14 protein-coding genes are annotated in these 16310 nt (G+C 55.1%); 10 read left to right on the top strand and 4 right to left on the bottom strand.

From position 1 onward, the window contains the following. Nucleotides 1–530 precede the first annotated feature (530 nt). Nucleotides 531–1952, bottom strand: a complete 1422-nt coding sequence (locus tag ACLW56_RS24200; RefSeq protein WP_330986176.1) for an L-fucose/L-arabinose isomerase family protein — start codon at nucleotides 1950–1952, stop codon at nucleotides 531–533. 489 nt (nucleotides 1953–2441) lie between these two features. Between ACLW56_RS24200 and yjbE the strand changes: the two genes are divergently transcribed. The 5 genes from yjbE (at nucleotide 2442) to psiE (ending at nucleotide 6799) form a co-directional block, all read left to right on the top strand. Next, the gene (gene yjbE / locus ACLW56_RS24205) at nucleotides 2442–2684 is read left to right on the top strand and encodes an exopolysaccharide production protein YjbE (protein WP_330986177.1); all 243 of its coding nucleotides are present in this window, start codon (nucleotides 2442–2444) and stop codon (nucleotides 2682–2684) included. Between the two features lie 65 nt (nucleotides 2685–2749). Next, nucleotides 2750–3388: a YjbF family lipoprotein gene (locus ACLW56_RS24210; protein WP_330986178.1), complete on the top strand. Its 639-nt coding sequence runs from the start codon at nucleotides 2750–2752 to the stop codon at nucleotides 3386–3388. Continuing rightward, entirely contained in the window at nucleotides 3385–4125 is a 741-nt protein-coding gene (locus ACLW56_RS24215) for a capsule biosynthesis GfcC D2 domain-containing protein (RefSeq protein WP_330986179.1), read from the top strand. Before ACLW56_RS24210 ends, ACLW56_RS24215 begins: the two co-directional genes overlap by 4 nt. Continuing rightward, nucleotides 4122–6218: a YjbH domain-containing protein gene (locus tag ACLW56_RS24220; RefSeq protein ID WP_330986180.1), complete on the top strand. Its 2097-nt coding sequence runs from the start codon at nucleotides 4122–4124 to the stop codon at nucleotides 6216–6218. Before ACLW56_RS24215 ends, ACLW56_RS24220 begins: the two co-directional genes overlap by 4 nt. A 170-nt stretch (nucleotides 6219–6388) precedes the next feature. Beyond that, the gene (gene psiE, locus ACLW56_RS24225) at nucleotides 6389–6799 is read left to right on the top strand and encodes a phosphate-starvation-inducible protein PsiE (protein WP_330986181.1); all 411 of its coding nucleotides are present in this window, start codon (nucleotides 6389–6391) and stop codon (nucleotides 6797–6799) included. A gap of 95 nt (nucleotides 6800–6894) precedes the next feature. Here psiE and malG read toward each other — a convergent pair whose 3' ends face one another. The 3 genes from malG to malE all read right to left on the bottom strand — a co-directional run bounded on the left by malG (nucleotide 6895) and on the right by malE (nucleotide 10672). Further along, nucleotides 6895–7785 (bottom strand): maltose ABC transporter permease MalG, encoded by an 891-nt coding sequence (gene malG, locus ACLW56_RS24230; RefSeq protein ID WP_330986182.1) that lies wholly within the window; start codon nucleotides 7783–7785, stop codon nucleotides 6895–6897. 14 nt (nucleotides 7786–7799) lie between these two features. Further along, complete coding sequence (malF, locus tag ACLW56_RS24235; RefSeq protein WP_330986183.1) at nucleotides 7800–9344, bottom strand: maltose ABC transporter permease MalF; 1545 nt, start codon at nucleotides 9342–9344, stop codon at nucleotides 7800–7802. 137 nt (nucleotides 9345–9481) lie between these two features. Beyond that, on the bottom strand, nucleotides 9482–10672 hold the full coding sequence (gene malE, locus ACLW56_RS24240) for a maltose/maltodextrin ABC transporter substrate-binding protein MalE (protein WP_330986184.1): 1191 nt from the start codon (nucleotides 10670–10672) through the stop codon (nucleotides 9482–9484). 371 nt (nucleotides 10673–11043) lie between these two features. On the opposite strand from malE, the gene malK reads away from it, so the two are divergent. From malK to ubiA, 5 genes are all read left to right on the top strand, one after another. Further along, the gene (gene malK / locus ACLW56_RS24245; RefSeq protein WP_330986185.1) at nucleotides 11044–12153 is read left to right on the top strand and encodes a maltose/maltodextrin ABC transporter ATP-binding protein MalK; all 1110 of its coding nucleotides are present in this window, start codon (nucleotides 11044–11046) and stop codon (nucleotides 12151–12153) included. A gap of 39 nt (nucleotides 12154–12192) precedes the next feature. Next, a complete protein-coding gene (locus ACLW56_RS24250) occupies nucleotides 12193–13545 on the top strand; it encodes a maltoporin (RefSeq protein ID WP_330986186.1) in 1353 nt (450 codons plus the stop codon). 118 nt (nucleotides 13546–13663) lie between these two features. Further along, on the top strand, nucleotides 13664–14635 hold the full coding sequence (malM, locus tag ACLW56_RS24255) for a maltose operon protein MalM (protein WP_330986187.1): 972 nt from the start codon (nucleotides 13664–13666) through the stop codon (nucleotides 14633–14635). Nucleotides 14636–14824: 189 nt separating this feature from the next. Beyond that, nucleotides 14825–15322, top strand: a complete 498-nt coding sequence (gene ubiC / locus ACLW56_RS24260; protein WP_330986188.1) for a chorismate lyase — start codon at nucleotides 14825–14827, stop codon at nucleotides 15320–15322. 13 nt (nucleotides 15323–15335) lie between these two features. Continuing rightward, nucleotides 15336–16205 carry a 4-hydroxybenzoate octaprenyltransferase gene (ubiA, locus tag ACLW56_RS24265; RefSeq protein ID WP_330986189.1) on the top strand — a complete coding sequence of 290 codons (870 nt, stop codon included), beginning with the start codon at nucleotides 15336–15338 and terminating at the stop codon, nucleotides 16203–16205. Nucleotides 16206–16310: the final 105 nt, after the last annotated feature.

Below are 16310 nucleotides of genomic sequence, written 5' to 3' on the forward strand. Positions count from 1 at the left end.
TTTTGGTTTTGTACTTCTGATTTGGCAGCAGGACAGCAACATCAAACTTGAGTTTGGCGATATCAACGCCGACGGAGACAAGACTCATCATGGCACTCCATAACCTTATGAATAATATCGCCGGACCATCCTTATATGTGGGTGCTCGGGGCACAGGATACCGTTCGGTCTTGAGGCGACAGGGAAACAGGTTACCGGGGCATAATCTCTCCCACGGGCTCAGGGGCACCAGGGCCGGGTGATGCTCACCGGTAACCTCCCGATGATCAGTCGGGGATCTTCTCCGCAGAAACGGAGAAGATCAAGACATAAGGGCCGGGGTGAGGGCACCAGACCGCATTGTTTTTCTTTCCCCTCTCCCTAACCCTCTCCCGCGGGGAGAGGGAACCGACTTGTGCGGTTTTGGGCTTTCTCCCTCTCCTTTTGGAGAGGGCCGGAGAGAGGGGAACAGCCCGAACAGGTTTTGGACTTCTCCCTCTCCCTTCGGGAGAGGGCAGGGGAGAGGGGATTAAACCGCACCAAACTCACCCTTACCCAATCCGCAAACTCCCAACCCCCAGCAGCTTCGCGATAGCCTCAATTTTCTCGCCAACGTGACCCATACCGATGGCGCAGTGATGCGCAGGCCCACCTTCGCACCAGCGACGGGTAAACTCACGAGCAGACAGTGAAAAACGGTAATGGCTGTTGGTATTGCCGATATCCAGCACTTCACCCTTCACGGCTTCACCTTCTGCATATTGCAACGTCACGCTCCCGTCGCGATGTTCCACAACGGACAGGAACGTTACCGGGCCGGTTTTCACCGTCATCTGAATCGAGACGCCTTTTCCGGGCTTGCCGTGATAAACCGGTAAAGGCACCAGCCGGACTTTATCTGACGACATCAATGGATGCGCTGGCCCATCGTGGCCCCACTGCACCGTCTGATGTTCAAAGTCGATGCCGTAAGGCTCAGAGAAGGAGCCTCCGGCTTTCAGTAGGCTGAGGATTTTCATCGCAATGACGTTTTTGATTTCGCATTCGCCCGCGACCGGAATCTCTCGCTCGGTGAGCAAAGTGTTGCCGAGGATAACCGAAGTAATGATGTTCTCCTGCGGCGACCCGGCACTGCCCTCGTAGTAATAAGCCATTCCGCCAAGCTGGTGGCGTTCCGCCAGTTTATCCAGCGCAACAGAGGTGGCGATGGCTCGCTGTAACTCATATTCCTCACAAGCGGGGTCAACGCTCAGCGTGCGATAAACCTGTTCGCGTTTCTGGCTGCGCTGCTCTTCGGTGATGGTCGGTAACGTTTCGGCCAGTTCGCAGATCTCCAGCACTTTAAAGCGCACGCCAAATTTGGCTGACAGGTTGGTCATGTCCGAATACACGTCGTACATGCCGTTGTAGTAATGCCCCATCACGCCGATGTTCGTGCGTTTCAGGGCGTTGACGGTTGCGGCTGCCGCCAGCCACGCGTCAATTTCTTGCCAGGCTTCGGCATCATCCAGATAGCCCGGAACCAGCGAGTAACCGATATTCGCGCGCTGGAAAACGTTCACCAGTTCTGGCGCGCTACAAGCCTGACAATGTGCCAGCCATTGCCCGGTGCGCTCCCCGCGATCTTCACGCTGGTTGATGGTGGCGCAAGGAACTTTCTTTTCAGGCTGCAAGGCCAGGATCAGCACCGGGACGTTCAGTTGCTGCACCAAAGGAAGCACCGTGGAGCTCAGCGCATAAGTGGTGATGTAAAGCACCAGCGCATCGACATTCTTGCTGGCGAACAGTGCCGTGGCGTTATCCATCGTTTGTGAACTGTCGACCAGACCGCCGTTCACCACGGCGACTTCACGGCGTTGTAACTGGCTATCGACCTGATTCAGATAACCTTCAAGCTGCTCTCGCAGGCCATCAAACTGCGGCCAATAGGTTTCTAATCCAATCCCAAACAGACCCACGGTGAACGTTTTCATCCCAACCTCTCATCAGAAAAATGGCAGATGTAGAAACTGTACTGAGTGAGACGGAGCAAAACCTGTTCCTGATGGACATCCGGGAGAAGGGCATGGCAATGATTTCGAGGAAGGGAATATCACGATCGCAAAAAGGCATTCAGGCTATTTTCCGGAGTTTTTGGCCTTAATGATGCAATTAATTACCCGCTTAAAATACAGGGAATAATGTCGCGAGGTGGTGATGAGGTTAATCCTAAAAAAGCCTGTGATGATTTATGCATATTTTAATTTTTAAGATTATCTTGAGGGTGGTTATTTAATATGTAATTGATAAATATGACCTTAATTATTGATGATAATTTTGAAATAATGATTTTTTCTCATTGTCCGAAAACCCTCTTGCTTATTTCCTGAGCCCTAATTCGACCGTTTTACTTGTGTATACTCGATGACGCCTGAATTTCTCAGGTGACACTCCATTCATTCAATCAATGAAGGGAAATAGCAATGAAAAAAGTACTGTATGGCATTTTTGCCATTTCCGCGCTTGCGGCGGCTTCAGCTTATGCCGATCCGGTGGAAACCGGTGAGGCGGCAGGGTCGGCAGCGACGTCGGTCTCTGCGGGCAGTTCCGCCGCAACCAGCGCCAGCGCCGTAAGCTCGGCCGTGGGGGTCGCACTGGCGGCGACCGGGGGTGGTGATGGCTCCAATACCGGAACCACCACCACAACAACCACAAGTACCCGCTAAGTCTTACGGGTCATTAATCCTAACCACACTTCGGTGTGGTTATTTTGCCCCTTCGGAGAAGAGTCGTGCAGCGACCCATTATTATTCTGCTTTGCCTGCTGCTTCAGGCCTGTTCTGCCAGCACGGAAGGGCTGGGGAAATCTCTCTGGCACAGTCTTTTTGGCACCCCGGGCGTGCAGTTAACCGCCGATGATATCCAGAACATGCCGTACGCCAGCCAATACCTGCAGCTCAATAACGGCCCTCAGCTTTTTGTGGTGCTCGCGTTTTCTGAAAATGGTCAGCAGAAATGGGTGACTCAGGATCAGGCGACCCTCGTCACCCAACATGCCCGCATGGTGAAAACGCTGCTCGGCGGTGACAACCTGCTGAGCGTCAGCAATATCGACAACGATCCGCTGGCGAAACCCAATCAACTCGTCGATGGCGCAAGCTGGATCCGCACGATGGGCTGGACCGAACACAAGCAAGTGCGTTACGCCACCGCTCGTTCTCAGTTCCACTGGGACGGCACGGACACGCTAAAACTGGCGAATGACACCACCGCTGTACGCGTATTGGTAGAGAAAGTCAGTACCGATCAGGCGAGCTGGGAAAACCGGTTCTGGGTCGACAGCGACGGTCAGATTCGTCAGTCCGAACAGTACCTTGGGGCTGGCTTCTTCCCGGTCAAAATGACTCTGATTAAGGCGGCAAAGCAATGAAATCACCCCTCTTTGCTGCGTTGATGGCGTTCTTTGTTGCGCCTCTGGCTCTGGCGGCAGGCACGGTTGACGTTTATATCGATGGCGCAAAAGACCCTAAAACCCTGACAGATGCCGCGCATCTGGCGGATTTAGTCGCCCAGCCGAGGCTGGCAAAAAGCTGGTGGCCCGGTGCTGTCATTGCTGAAAAGCAGGCCAGTGCTGTCGCTCAACAGCAGAAGCAAACCCTGATGGCAGAACTGGCGACGTTAGCGGCAGATGAAAGTGGCGATGAGGCTGCGGCCATTGCTTCGCTGCGCCAACAGCTTCAGGCGGTCAACGTTACCGGCCGACAGTTTGTGAATCTCGACCCGGATCGTGTTCGGCTTGGGCGGCGCGCCAATCCGCCACTCGAAGGGCACTACAGCCTGTGGGTTGGACAACAACCGACCACTATCACCCTTTTTGGCCTGATCAGTCGTCCAGGAAAAGTGGCGTTCACGCCGGGTAAAGATGTGGCGAGCTATCTCGATGATATGAGCCTGTTAAGCGGCGCTGACCGCAGCTACGCCTGGGTTATATACCCGGATGGACGCCGCGAAAAAGTGCCTGTCGCTTACTGGAACAAACGCCATATTGAGCCAATGCCAGGCAGCCTTATTTTTGTCGGTTTCGCCGACTCACTTTGGACGAAGAAGTACGATGACCTGAACGCTGAGCTTCTTCGCGCCCTTGCACAGCGGATCCCGGAACAATGAAAAAAAGCCATCTCTTCAGCCTGCTGGCGCTGAGTATCAGCGCGGCCTGCCATGCAGAAACGTATCCGGCACCGATAGGTCCTTCTCAGTCTGATTTCGGCGGAGTGGGCCTGCTGCAAACGCCCACTGCGCGCATGGCGCGTGAAGGGGAACTCAGCCTCAACTATCGCGATAACGATCAGTACCGCTACTACTCCGCCTCGGTGCAGCTGTTCCCGTGGCTGGAAACCACGTTGCGCTATACCGACGTGCGTACCAAACAGTACAGCAGCGTCGAGTCGTTTTCCGGCGATCAGACCTACAAAGACAAAGCGTTCGACCTGAAACTGCGTCTGTGGGAAGAGAGTTACTGGTTGCCGCAGGTGTCCGTCGGTGCGCGTGATATCGGCGGGACAGGCTTGTTCGATGCCGAATATGTGGTGGCGAACAAAGCCTGGGGCCCGTTTGATTTCAGCCTCGGTCTTGGTTGGGGCTATCTCGGTACCAGCGGCAACGTCAAAAACCCGTTTTGCAGCTATGACGATAAGTTCTGTTATCGCAACAACAGTTATCGCCAGGCCGGATCGATGGACAGCAGCCAGATGTTCCATGGCCCGGCGTCGATTTTCGGTGGGGTGGAATATCAAACCCCCTGGCAGCCGCTGCGCCTGAAACTGGAGTACGAAGGCAATGACTACAGCGAAGACTTTGCCGGAAAGCTCGAACAGAAGAGCAAGTTTAACGTCGTCGCCATTTACCGCGTGGCTGACTGGGCCGACGTAAACCTGAGCTACGAGCGCGGCAATACCTTCATGTTTGGCTTCACGGTGCGCACCAACTTCAACGATCTGCGTCCGTCATACAATGATAATGCTCGTCCGAAATACCAGCCGGAGCCGCAGGACGCCATCCTGCAACACTCCGTGGTGGCGAATCAACTGACCTTGCTGAAGTACAACGCTGGTTTTGCTGACCCGAAAATTCAGGTCAAAGGTGACACGCTGTATGTCACAGGTGAGCAGGTGAAATACCGCGATTCCCGTGAAGGTATCGAGCGTGCGAACCGTATTATCGCCAACGATCTGCCAGACGGTGTACGCACCATTCGCATCACGGAAAACCGCCTTAATATGCCGCAGGTCACCACCGAAACGGACGTGGCGAGCCTTCAGCATCATCTGGAAGGCGAACCGTTGGGGCATGAAACGCAGTTGGTGCAAAAACGCGAAGCCCCTGTGGTGCCCGATAAAACGGAGCAGGGCTGGTACATCGATAAATCATCGTTTGATTTCCACATCGATCCGGTGCTGAGCCAGTCCATCGGCGGGCCAGAAAGTTTCTACATGTACCAGCTTGGCGTAATGGCGACCGCCGACTGGTGGGTGACCGATCACCTGCTGACCACCGGTAGCCTGTTTGGCAACATCGCCAATAACTACGACAAGTTTAATTACACCAACCCGCCGAACGATTCCACGCTGCCACGCGTGCGTACTCACGTGCGCGATTACGTCGAAAACGATGTCTACGTGAACAACCTGCAGGCCAACTATCTCCAGTATCTGGGCAACGATTTTTACGGTCAGGTGTACGGCGGTTATCTCGAAACCATGTACGGCGGCGTGGGCGCGGAAGTGCTGTGGCGCCCTGTGGACAGCAACTGGGCGTTTGGTGTGGATGCCAACTACGTGAAACAGCGTGACTGGCGCAGCTCAATGGACATGATGAAGTTCACCGATTACAGCGCAAAAGTGGGCAATCTGGCAGCCTGGTGGACGCCGCCGTTTGCTCAGGATGTGCTGATTAAAGCCAGCGTCGGCCAGTATCTGGCGGGCGATAAAGGCGGCACGCTGGAAGTGTCAAAACACTTCGACAGCGGCGTGGTGGTGGGCGCTTATGCAACGATCACCAACGTTTCGGCACAGGAATATGGCGAAGGTGATTTTACCAAAGGCGTGTATGTGTCGGTGCCGCTGGACTTGTTCTCGTCCGGCCCGACCCGCAGCCGCGCGGCGATTGGCTGGACACCGCTCACGCGAGACGGCGGTCAGCAGCTTGGGCGTAAGTTCCAGCTTTATGATATGACCAGCGATCGGAGTGTGAATTTCCGCTAGCAGGGATTGCCGGGCGGCACGTTGTTTGCCCGGCCTACAAAACCCTTCGTAGGCCCGTGCAAGCGAAGCGCCGCCGGGCGGTGCGCTGAATAAAATATAAACAAAAAATGTAGATCTCCGTCACAATTTTGCGTTATACAGGAAGCTCGCCACTGCGAAGGAGGTGCTGTATGACGTCGCTGACCCGTCCACGCGTTGAATTTATCTCCACCGTTTTGCAGACCGTGCTCAATCTGGGTTTGCTTAGCCTTGGCCTGATCCTGGTGGTTTTCCTTGGCAAAGAAACCGTCCATCTGGCCGATGTCCTGTTCGCCCCGGAACAGACCAGCAAATATGAGCTGGTGGAAGGGCTGGTGGTTTACTTCCTCTATTTCGAATTTATCGCCCTGATTGTGAAGTACTTTCAGTCCGGCTTTCACTTTCCGTTACGTTACTTTGTCTACATCGGGATCACCGCTATTGTGCGGCTGATCATCGTCGATCATAAATCGCCTTTGGATGTGCTGATCTACTCGGCGGCGATCTTGTTGCTGGTGGTTACGCTGTGGCTGTGTAACTCCAAGCGGCTAAGGCGCGAATAAAAAAAGGGCGCTCCGGGGAGCGCCAAACAACAGTCACAAGTTAGGGTCAAACATGAGGATAACGTGGCATTACAGTGGCATATAACGATGAAAACTTATCCCTTCACCCCGCCGGCGGTCAGGCCGTTTACCAGCCAGCGTTGAGCCAGCAGGAACACAACGGTGATAGGAATGGCGGAGAGCACAGCCGCCGCGGCAAAGTCGCCCCACAGGTAGTTTTGTGGGTTGAGGTATTGCTGCATGCCGACCGCCAGGGTGTAGCTGTTCACATCACGCAGCAGCAGTGACGCGACCGGGACTTCGGTAATCGCGGCGATAAACGACAGAATAAAGACCACCGCCAGAATCGGCACGGAAAGCGGCAACAGCACCAGGCGGAAGGCCTGCCATGGGGTTGCGCCGTCCAGCGCGGCCGCTTCTTCCAGCGAGCCATCGATAGTTTCGAAGTAGCCCTTAATCGTCCACACGTGCAGCGCGATGCCGCCCATGTAGGCGAAGATAACGCCGCCGTGGGTGTTCAGGCCGATAAACGGCACGTACTGGCCGAGACGGTCGAACAAGGCATACAACGCAACCAGTGAGAGCACAGCCGGGAACATCTGGAAAATCAGCATGCTTTTCAGCAGGGTGGCTTTCCCCGGGAACTTCATACGGGCGAAGGCATAAGCGCAAGTGGTGGACAGCGCCACAATCCCTATCGCCGTGATGCCCGCGATTTTGATGGAGTTCCACAGCCACAACAGCACCGGGAACGGCGGCGGTGTAACGCGGCCATCGGCATGTTCCACACTGAAACCAAGCGCCAGTTTCCAGTGCTCCCAGGAAATCTGGTCCGGGATAAGGCTGCCGGTCGCGAAGTTCCCTTCACGCAGCGAGATAGCGATAACCATCAGCAGCGGGAACATGATCGCCGCGATAAATATCAGCAGTAACAGGTGCGTGATAAAGAGGCGCAGCTTCTGGGATTTCGGTTGTACCATTGCCATTTTTGATGCCCTCCTTAGTCAAATTTCATGCGTGTGGCTTTCAGGTTGATAATCGCAAGCAGCCCTACCAACAGGAAGATCAGCGTGGCAATTGCCGCTGCGAGGCCAAAGTCCTGACCGCCGCCGCCTTCAAAGGCGATGCGGTAGGTGTAGCTCACCAGCAAGTCGGTGTAGCCCGCAGGCGTGGTGGTGCCCAGACGGTCTGGCCCGCCGTTGGTCAACAGCTGAATCAGCACGAAGTTGTTAAAGTTGAACGCGAAGCTGGCAATCATCAGCGGGGTTAGCGGCTTGATCAGCAGCGGCAGCGTAATCTTGAAGAAGTTCTGGAACGGGCCGGCACCGTCCATTGCCGACGCTTCATACAGGTCATCCGGAATCGCTTTCAGCAGCCCCATGCAGAGGATCATCATGTACGGATAGCCAAGCCAGGTGTTGACGATGATGATCATCGATCGGGCGGTGGTCGGGTCGCTGAACCAGGCTGGCTTAATGCCAAACAGCGCGCTCAGCATCATGTTGATTTCACCGAAGCTCTGGTTGAACAGCCCTTTGAAAATCAGAATCGAGATGAACGACGGCACGGCGTAGGGCAGAATCAACAGCACGCGGTAAATCGCTTTGCCTTTCAGCGATTCCCACTGAATGACGCACGCCAGCACCATGCCAACCGCCACGGTTAGCAGAACGGTCAGCACAGAGAAGACCACCGTCCAGACGAAAATGGCGAAGAACGGTTTCTGAATGCCTTCGTCGGTGAAGACGCGAGTGAAGTTGTCCCAGCCGATGCTGACGGTGTAACCCGGGCTGAGTTTCTCGTCACCCCAGTTGCCGTCGGCGTTGACCGACTGATAAAAACCGACTTGATTGTCAGGACGGTATTTCACGCCGCTCTGGTTGTTGGTCAGTTCGCCGTTTTCCCCAGCGGTGTACAGCGGACGCGTGCCCGAGAACTGACGCAGTGAGCTCATGATGACTTTGCTGTCATCCGGCAGAATGGCCGTCAGTTGGTTCAGCGCCTGGCGATTTTGGGTGATAACACGCAGGTTGCCGCGCTCGCCTTCTGGCAGGGCATCGGCTTCTTTCAGCGTGATTTTTTGCTCACCGCCCAGTTTGAACGCGTCGGAGACATAATTCTTACCGCTGTCGCCATCAGTAAGCGCCAGCTTCCACTCCTCGCCCGCCGGATATAACCCGAAGTTATAGGCTTTGCCCGCCTGATAAGAACGGTCCATCAGTACCTGCTGCGCACGTTCCTGAGTCAGCTGGTTAGTGCTGCTGTAGTTGGTGAAGGCGATAGCGATGGTACAGATAAGCGGGAACAAGACGAACAAGCCCATCCCGGCCATGCCTGGATAGACGTAACGCCACGCGTAGGCTTTACGATTGGCGAAAATATAGAGGCCAACTGAGCTCAAAATCAGCGTCATGATGGCAAACAGGTACTCCCCCTGGGCGTACATCAAAACAACAAGATAGCCAACCAGCAGGCCCAGCAGTCCAGTCACGGACCACTTCAGCGTATCGCTCTGCCACCAGTGACTCTTTTTAACGGCATCCATGGGGTTCTTCCTCTACAGCACATTATTTGAAACTACCCTCACCCTAACCCTCTCCCTGGAAGGGAGAGGGAACAGACCGAGCGCTGTTTTCCCCCTCGCCCCTTTGGGGAGAGGGCCGGGGTGAGGGGATAAAAGCCTTACTTAGTAATACGACCCTGAGCATCTTTCAGCGCAGCATCAACAGTCTGACGACCGCTGGCAGCGTTGATCACAGCAGTACGCGTTGCATACCAGAACGCAGCCATTTGTGGGATGTTAGGCATGATTTCGCCGGTTTTGGCGTTCGCCATGGTGGCGGCGATGCGTGGATCTTTCTCCAGTTGCTCCTGGTAAGTTTTCAGCGCCACGGCACCCAGCGGTTTGTCCTTATTCACTTCCGCCAGACCGTCGTTGGTCAGCAGATAGTTTTCAAGGAACTCTTTCGCCAGCTCTTTGTTCGGGCTGGCGGCGTTGATACCCGCGCTCAGCACGCCGACGAACGGTTTAGACGCTTTGCCTTTGAAGGTTGGCAGTTGGGTCACGCCGTAGTTGATTTTGCTCTTGTCGATATTGGACCACGCCCAAGGACCGTTGATGGTCATCGCGGTTTCACCTTTGTTGAAAGCGGCTTCGGCGATGGAGTAGTCGGTATCGGCATTCATGTGTTTGTTTTTAATCAGGTCAACCAGGAAGGTCAGGCCCGCTTTCGCGCCAGCGTTGTCCACGCCCACGTCTTTCACGTCGTATTTGCCGTTTTCAAATTTGAACGCGTAACCGCCATCAGCAGCAATCAGCGGCCAGGTGAAGTACGGTTCTTGCAGGTTGAACATCAGCGCAGATTTGCCTTTCGCCTTCAGCGCTTTATCCAGAGCCGGGATCTCTTCCCAGGTTTTTGGCGGGTTTGGCACCAGGTCTTTGTTATAGATGAGTGACAGGGCTTCAACAGCGATGGGATAAGCAATCAGCTTGCCGTTGTAACGCACTGCATCCCAGGTGAACGGATAGAGTTTGTCCTGGAACGCTTTATCGGGAGTGACTTCAGCCAGCAGGCCGGATTGAGCGTAGCCACCAAAGCGGTCGTGTGCCCAGAAGATAATGTCCGGGCCATCACCGGTCGCGGCAACCTGCGGGTATTTCTCTTCCAGTTTATCCGGATGCTCTACGGTGACTTTAATGCCGGTGTCTTTCTCGAATTTCTTACCGACTTCTGCAAGGCCGTTATAGCCTTTGTCGCCGTTGATCCAGATAACCAGCTTGCCTTCTTCAATCTTGGCGAAGGCAGAGGCGGAAAACATCATCGTGGTCAGTGCCGACAGCGCGAGGATGCGTGCGCCAGTTTTGATTTTCATATATCCCGTCCTTTTTGGTGATGTGCTCGTGGATACGCCTGGTGGCTTTTACCCGGTTGAGTTTCCTTTCTTAGCAACCTCTTTCCATCCTCCCCGACCCTACGCCCCACCCCCGGTTTGTGTGATCTCTGTTACATAAAATTAAGTTATGCGTCCTGGCGCACACAAAATGACGCTGATTTTTGCCGTGTTCATCACGATTTTAGCCAGGCCCCGCCAGATGCGGGGGCAGACTAGCCCTCCTCATCCTCCCGCCTCCTCCCCCACAAAAAAGCCAGGGGGTGGAGGATTCACGAAAGTTATTGGTAGCCCATAGTCGGCGCAGAACGAATATTTCATTTAGTGACGGGTTGTAACGAAGGGAGAAGGGGATGGCGAGCGTACAGCTGCGAAATGTAACGAAAGCCTGGGGTGACGTGGTGGTGTCAAAAGACATCAATCTCGACATCCAGGAGGGAGAGTTCGTGGTGTTTGTCGGGCCATCAGGTTGCGGCAAATCCACGCTGTTGCGCATGATTGCCGGGCTGGAAACCATCACCAGTGGTGAGTTGTTGATTGGTGATAAACGTATGAATGACACGCCGCCTGCGGAACGCGGAATCGGCATGGTCTTCCAGTCTTATGCGTTGTATCCCCATCTCTCCGTCGCCGAAAACATGTCCTTCGGTCTCAAGCTCGCGGGCGCGAAAAAAGACGTTATCAACCAGAAAGTCACTCAGGTGTCCGAAGTGCTGCAACTGGCGCACCTGTTGGATCGTAAACCGAAAGCGCTCTCCGGCGGGCAGCGTCAGCGCGTGGCGATTGGTCGTACGCTGGTGGCAGAGCCTCGCGTGTTCCTGCTGGATGAACCGCTTTCCAACCTTGATGCCGCGCTGCGTGTACAGATGCGTATTGAGATTTCTCGTCTGCATAAACGCCTTGGGCGCACGATGATTTACGTCACCCACGATCAGGTCGAAGCGATGACGCTGGCCGACAAAATTGTGGTGCTGGATGCCGGGCGAGTGGCGCAAGTCGGCAAACCACTGGAACTGTATCACTACCCGGCAGACCGCTTCGTTGCGGGCTTTATCGGCTCGCCGAAGATGAACTTCCTGCCGGTGAAAGTTACCGCCACCGCCATTGAGCAGGTGCAGGTAGAGCTCCCTAACCGTCAGCAAGTGTGGCTGCCGGTGGAAAGTACGGGCGTGCAGGTGGGCGCCAACATGTCGTTAGGTATTCGTCCTGAACATCTTCTGCCAAGCGACATCGCTGATGTCACGCTCGAAGGTGACGTTCAGGTCGTCGAGCAACTCGGTCACGAAACGCAAATTCATATCCAGATCCCCGCCATCCGTCAAAACCTGGTTTACCGCCAGAACGACGTGGTGTTGGTAGAAGAGGGAGCCAGATTCGCTATCGGTCTGCCGCCAGAGCGTTGCCATCTGTTCCGTGAGGATGGCACCGCATGTCGTCGGCTGCACAAAGAACCGGGCGTTTAAATCCCATAACAAAAGAAAGCAATGGTCTCAGGAGATAGAATGATGATTACTCTGCGCAAACTTCCACTGGCGATCGCCGTGACTGCGGGCATTTTGTCTGCGCACGCGGGCGCCGTAGATTTTAAAGGTTACGCCCGTTCGGGTATCGGCTGGACCGGTAGCGGCGGCGCGCAACAGTGTTTCCAGGCGACTGGTGCACAAAGTAAATATCGTCTCGGTAACGAATGTGAAACTTACGCCGAGCTGAAGCTGGGTCAGGAAGTGTGGAAAGAAGGCGACAAGAGCTTCTACTTCGACACTAACGTTGCCTACTCCGTAGCACAGCAGAACGACTGGGAAGCGACTGACCCAGCGTTCCGTGAAGCGAACGTGCAGGGTAAAAACCTGATCGAATGGCTGCCAGGCTCTACCATGTGGGCCGGTAAGCGCTTCTACCAGCGTCATGACGTTCACATGATCGACTTCTACTACTGGGATATCTCCGGCCCGGGTGCAGGTCTGGAAAACGTCGATCTCGGCTTCGGTAAACTCTCGATGGCGGTGACCCGCTCGACTGAAGCAGGCGGTTCTTCTACCTTCGCCAGCAACCAGGTTCGTGACTACACCACCGCCACCGCGAACGACGTGTTCGACGTGCGTTTGGCGCAGATGGAAATCAACCCAGGCGGTACGCTGGAACTGGGTGTTGACTACGGTCACACCAACGTAAACGACGATTACTACCTGCAGCCACAGGCTTCGAAAGATGGCTGGATGTTCACCGCTGAACACACCCAGAGCATGCTGAAAGGCTTTAACAAGTTCGTGGTTCAGTACGCCACTGACTCCATGACTTCTCAGGGTAAAGGCCTGTCTCAGGGCGCGGGCATCGGTCTTGGCAATGACGATACCGATGGCAAACTGTATGCCTACGGCATCAACAACAACGGCCACCTGCTGCGTATCCTCGACCACGGTGCAATCTCGCTCGGTGACAGCTGGGACCTGATGTACGTCGGTATGTACCAGGACATCAACTGGGATAACAACAACGGCACCAAGTGGTACACCGTGGGTGTTCGTCCAATGTACAAATGGACGCCAATCATGAGTACCTTGCTGGAAGTGGGCTACGACAACGTCAAATCCCAGAACACCGGCGACACCAACAACCAGTACAAAATTACCCTGGCACAGCAATGGCAAGCGGGCGACAGCATCTGGTCCCGTCCGGCAATCCGTGTCTTCGCGACCTACGCCAAGTGGGATGAGAAATGGGGTTATGACACCGGTGGTAGCCCGATTTCTACCAGCGGCAACTTCAACTCTAACTTCGGTATGCAGACCGCTGGCCTGGGCCGCGGCGATAGCGACGAGTGGAGCTTCGGTGCCCAGATGGAAATCTGGTGGTAATTCGCAGTTAAGTTAACCCACTGTTATGCCACATAAAGAGGGGCGAAAGCCCCTCTGTTTTAGACTCAGCGCGCTATTGCCTGGCTACCGCTGAGCCCTGTCCTTGAGGTAATAAAAAATGAAAATGAAGAAAAGTTTTGTTGCCCTCTGCCTCTCCGCTGGCCTGCTGGCAAGCGTTCCGGCAGTCAGTTTTGCTGATGTGAATTTTGTGCCGCAGAACACTACCGCGGCGCCTGCTATCCCGGCTTCTGCGCTGCAGCAGTTGACCTGGACGCCGGTTGACCAATCGAAAACCCAAAACACGACCCTTGCCACGGGTGGCCAGCAGCTGAATGTGCCGGGGATTTCCGGTCCGGTTGCGGCTTACAGCGTGCCAGCAAATATTGGTGAGCTGAATATCACCCTGACCAGCGAAGTGAACAAACAAACCAGCGTCTTTGCACCGAACGTGCTGATTCTGGATCAGAACATGACGCCATCGGCGTTCTTCCCAAGCAACTATTTTACCTATCAGGAACCCGGTGTGATGAGCGCCGATCGCCTGGAAGGGGTGATGCGCCTGACGCCAGCGCTGGGCCAGCAGAAAATTTATGTGCTGGTGTTCACCACGCCGCAGGATTTGCAGCAGACCACCAAACTGGTTGACCCGGCAAAAGCCTATGCCAAAGGCACCGGTAACGCCGTGCCGGATATTCCGGACCCGATTGCTCGCCACGTCACCGATGGCACGCTCAAACTGCAAGTGAAAACCTCGTCAGCCTCCAGCGTTCTGGTTGGCCCACTGTTCGGTTCTTCCGGCCCTGGTCCTGTCACCGTGGGTAACACGGCAGCACCGGTTTACAGTGCACCTGCGGCTGCCCCAGTAGCGGCAACGGCTGTTGCAGCACCAGCGGCAGCCGCTTCTTCTGCTCCGGCAGCGAAGAGCGAACCGGTACTGAACGACACGGAAAGTTACTTCAACAACGCCATCAAACAGGCGGTGAAAGAAGGCAATATTGATAAGGCCCTCAAATTGTTGAACGAAGCCGAGCGCCTCGGTTCAACGTCTGCACGTTCCACCTTTATCAGCAGTGTAAAAGGCAAGGGGTAAACATCTCCCCACAATGCTGATGTTTAGGCCCTGGCCATTCGGTGCGTCCTCGCGGGCGCACCGTTTTTTCTGACGCAATGGCACGTGTTGCATCGCTGTTGCGCAGAAGATCGTATATTCATGTTTCTTCCTCCCGTAAGCCGTTTTCTACGATACAATGCCGGTAAGTTTTGTATCGGAGAGTCAGGCATGTCACACCCTGCGCTGGCGCAACTGCGCGCGCTACGCTATTTCGCCACCCTTCCGGAACTCGACGCACAGCTTCGCGACTGGCTGCTGCTGGAAGATTCCATGACTAAACGTTTTGAACAGCAAGGCAAAAGCGTGACGGTAACGCTTATCCGCGAAGCGTTTGTCGGGCAGGATGAAGTGGCTGAAGAGCTGTCACTCCTGCCTGCTGAATCGCGCTACTGGCTGCGCGAAATCTTGCTCTGTGCTGACGGCGAACCCTGGCTTGTCGGGCGCACCGTCGTGCCGGAATCCACCCTGAGTGGCCCTGAGCTGCAATTACAGCAGCTGGGTAATACGCCGTTGGGGCGCTATCTGTTTACATCGTCGACGTTAACCCGCGATTTTATCGAGATTGGTAAGGATGCAGAGCTGTGGGGACGCCGTTCCCGTCTCCGGCTGAGTGGAAAACCGCTGCTGCTGACAGAGCTGTTTTTACCTGCATCACCGCTGTACTGAGAGGAAAAGAAGAATGGAGAGGAGTCTGACGCAGAATAAGCTGCTGGCTTATCACCGCCTGATGCGTACCGACAAACCGATTGGCGCGCTGCTGTTGCTGTGGCCAACGCTGTGGGCGCTGTGGGTTGCCACGCCCGGTGTGCCACCGCTGTGGATACTGGCGGTTTTTGTCGCAGGTGTCTGGCTGATGCGCGCGGCAGGTTGCGTGGTGAATGACTATGCCGATCGTAAATTCGATGGTCATGTGAAGCGCACTGTGCATCGCCCACTGCCAAGTGGCGATGTCAGCGAAAAAGAAGCGCGTGGGCTGTTTGTGGTGTTGGTTCTGCTTTCCTTCCTGCTGGTGCTGACGCTCAACAAAATGACCATCCTGCTTTCCGTCGCCGGGCTGGCGCTGGCATGGGTCTATCCGTTTATGAAGCGCTACACCCATCTGCCGCAGGTGGTGTTAGGCGCGGCGTTTGGCTGGTCGATTCCGATGGCCTATGCCGCCGTCAGTGAAACGCTGCCGCTAAGTTGCTGGCTGATGTTCCTCGCCAATATCTGCTGGGCGGTGGCGTATGACACGCAGTATGCGATGGTCGACCGTGACGATGACCTGAAGATTGGCGTGAAATCCACAGCGATTCTGTTCGGCAAACAAGACAAACTGATTATCGGCATTTTGCAGGTAGCGGTGCTGGCGCTGATGGCGGCAGTAGGCTGGATGAGCGGGCTCAATTGGGCGTTTTACTGGTCGATTTTTGTTGCCGGGGCACTGTTCGTTTATCAGCAGAAATTGATTAAAGACCGCGAGCGCGATGCCTGTTTTAAGGCGTTTATGAACAATAACTACGTTGGGCTGGTGCTGTTTATTGGCCTGGCGATGAGCTATTTGGTTTAACGCTAATGTGAGATGCCCGGCGGCGCTTCTTACATAAGAAAAGTGCGGTCTGATGCCCTCTCCCCCGACCCCTCTCCCACGGGGCGAGGGGCGCAAACACTAAAA

Source organism: Pantoea sp. sgz302252 (assembly GCF_047713085.1).
Taxonomy (GTDB): domain Bacteria; phylum Pseudomonadota; class Gammaproteobacteria; order Enterobacterales; family Enterobacteriaceae; genus Scandinavium.

What these genes read in the sequence shown, in the direction of transcription:
- ubiC (WP_330986188.1), top strand. Translation starts at nt 14,825, where the DNA reads ATGTCACACCCTGCGCTGGCGCAACTGCGCGCGCTACGCTATTTCGCC.
- psiE (WP_330986181.1), top strand. Translation starts at nt 6,389, where the DNA reads ATGACGTCGCTGACCCGTCCACGCGTTGAATTTATCTCCACCGTTTTG.
- malM (WP_330986187.1), top strand. Translation starts at nt 13,664, where the DNA reads ATGAAAATGAAGAAAAGTTTTGTTGCCCTCTGCCTCTCCGCTGGCCTG.
- ACLW56_RS24200 (WP_330986176.1), bottom strand. Translation starts at nt 1,952, where the DNA reads ATGAAAACGTTCACCGTGGGTCTGTTTGGGATTGGATTAGAAACCTAT.
- ubiA (WP_330986189.1), top strand. Translation starts at nt 15,336, where the DNA reads ATGGAGAGGAGTCTGACGCAGAATAAGCTGCTGGCTTATCACCGCCTG.
- ACLW56_RS24215 (WP_330986179.1), top strand. Translation starts at nt 3,385, where the DNA reads ATGAAATCACCCCTCTTTGCTGCGTTGATGGCGTTCTTTGTTGCGCCT.
- malG (WP_330986182.1), bottom strand. Translation starts at nt 7,785, where the DNA reads ATGGCAATGGTACAACCGAAATCCCAGAAGCTGCGCCTCTTTATCACG.
- yjbE (WP_330986177.1), top strand. Translation starts at nt 2,442, where the DNA reads ATGAAAAAAGTACTGTATGGCATTTTTGCCATTTCCGCGCTTGCGGCG.
- malF (WP_330986183.1), bottom strand. Translation starts at nt 9,344, where the DNA reads ATGGATGCCGTTAAAAAGAGTCACTGGTGGCAGAGCGATACGCTGAAG.
- malE (WP_330986184.1), bottom strand. Translation starts at nt 10,672, where the DNA reads ATGAAAATCAAAACTGGCGCACGCATCCTCGCGCTGTCGGCACTGACC.
- malK (WP_330986185.1), top strand. Translation starts at nt 11,044, where the DNA reads ATGGCGAGCGTACAGCTGCGAAATGTAACGAAAGCCTGGGGTGACGTG.
- ACLW56_RS24250 (WP_330986186.1), top strand. Translation starts at nt 12,193, where the DNA reads ATGATGATTACTCTGCGCAAACTTCCACTGGCGATCGCCGTGACTGCG.
- ACLW56_RS24220 (WP_330986180.1), top strand. Translation starts at nt 4,122, where the DNA reads ATGAAAAAAAGCCATCTCTTCAGCCTGCTGGCGCTGAGTATCAGCGCG.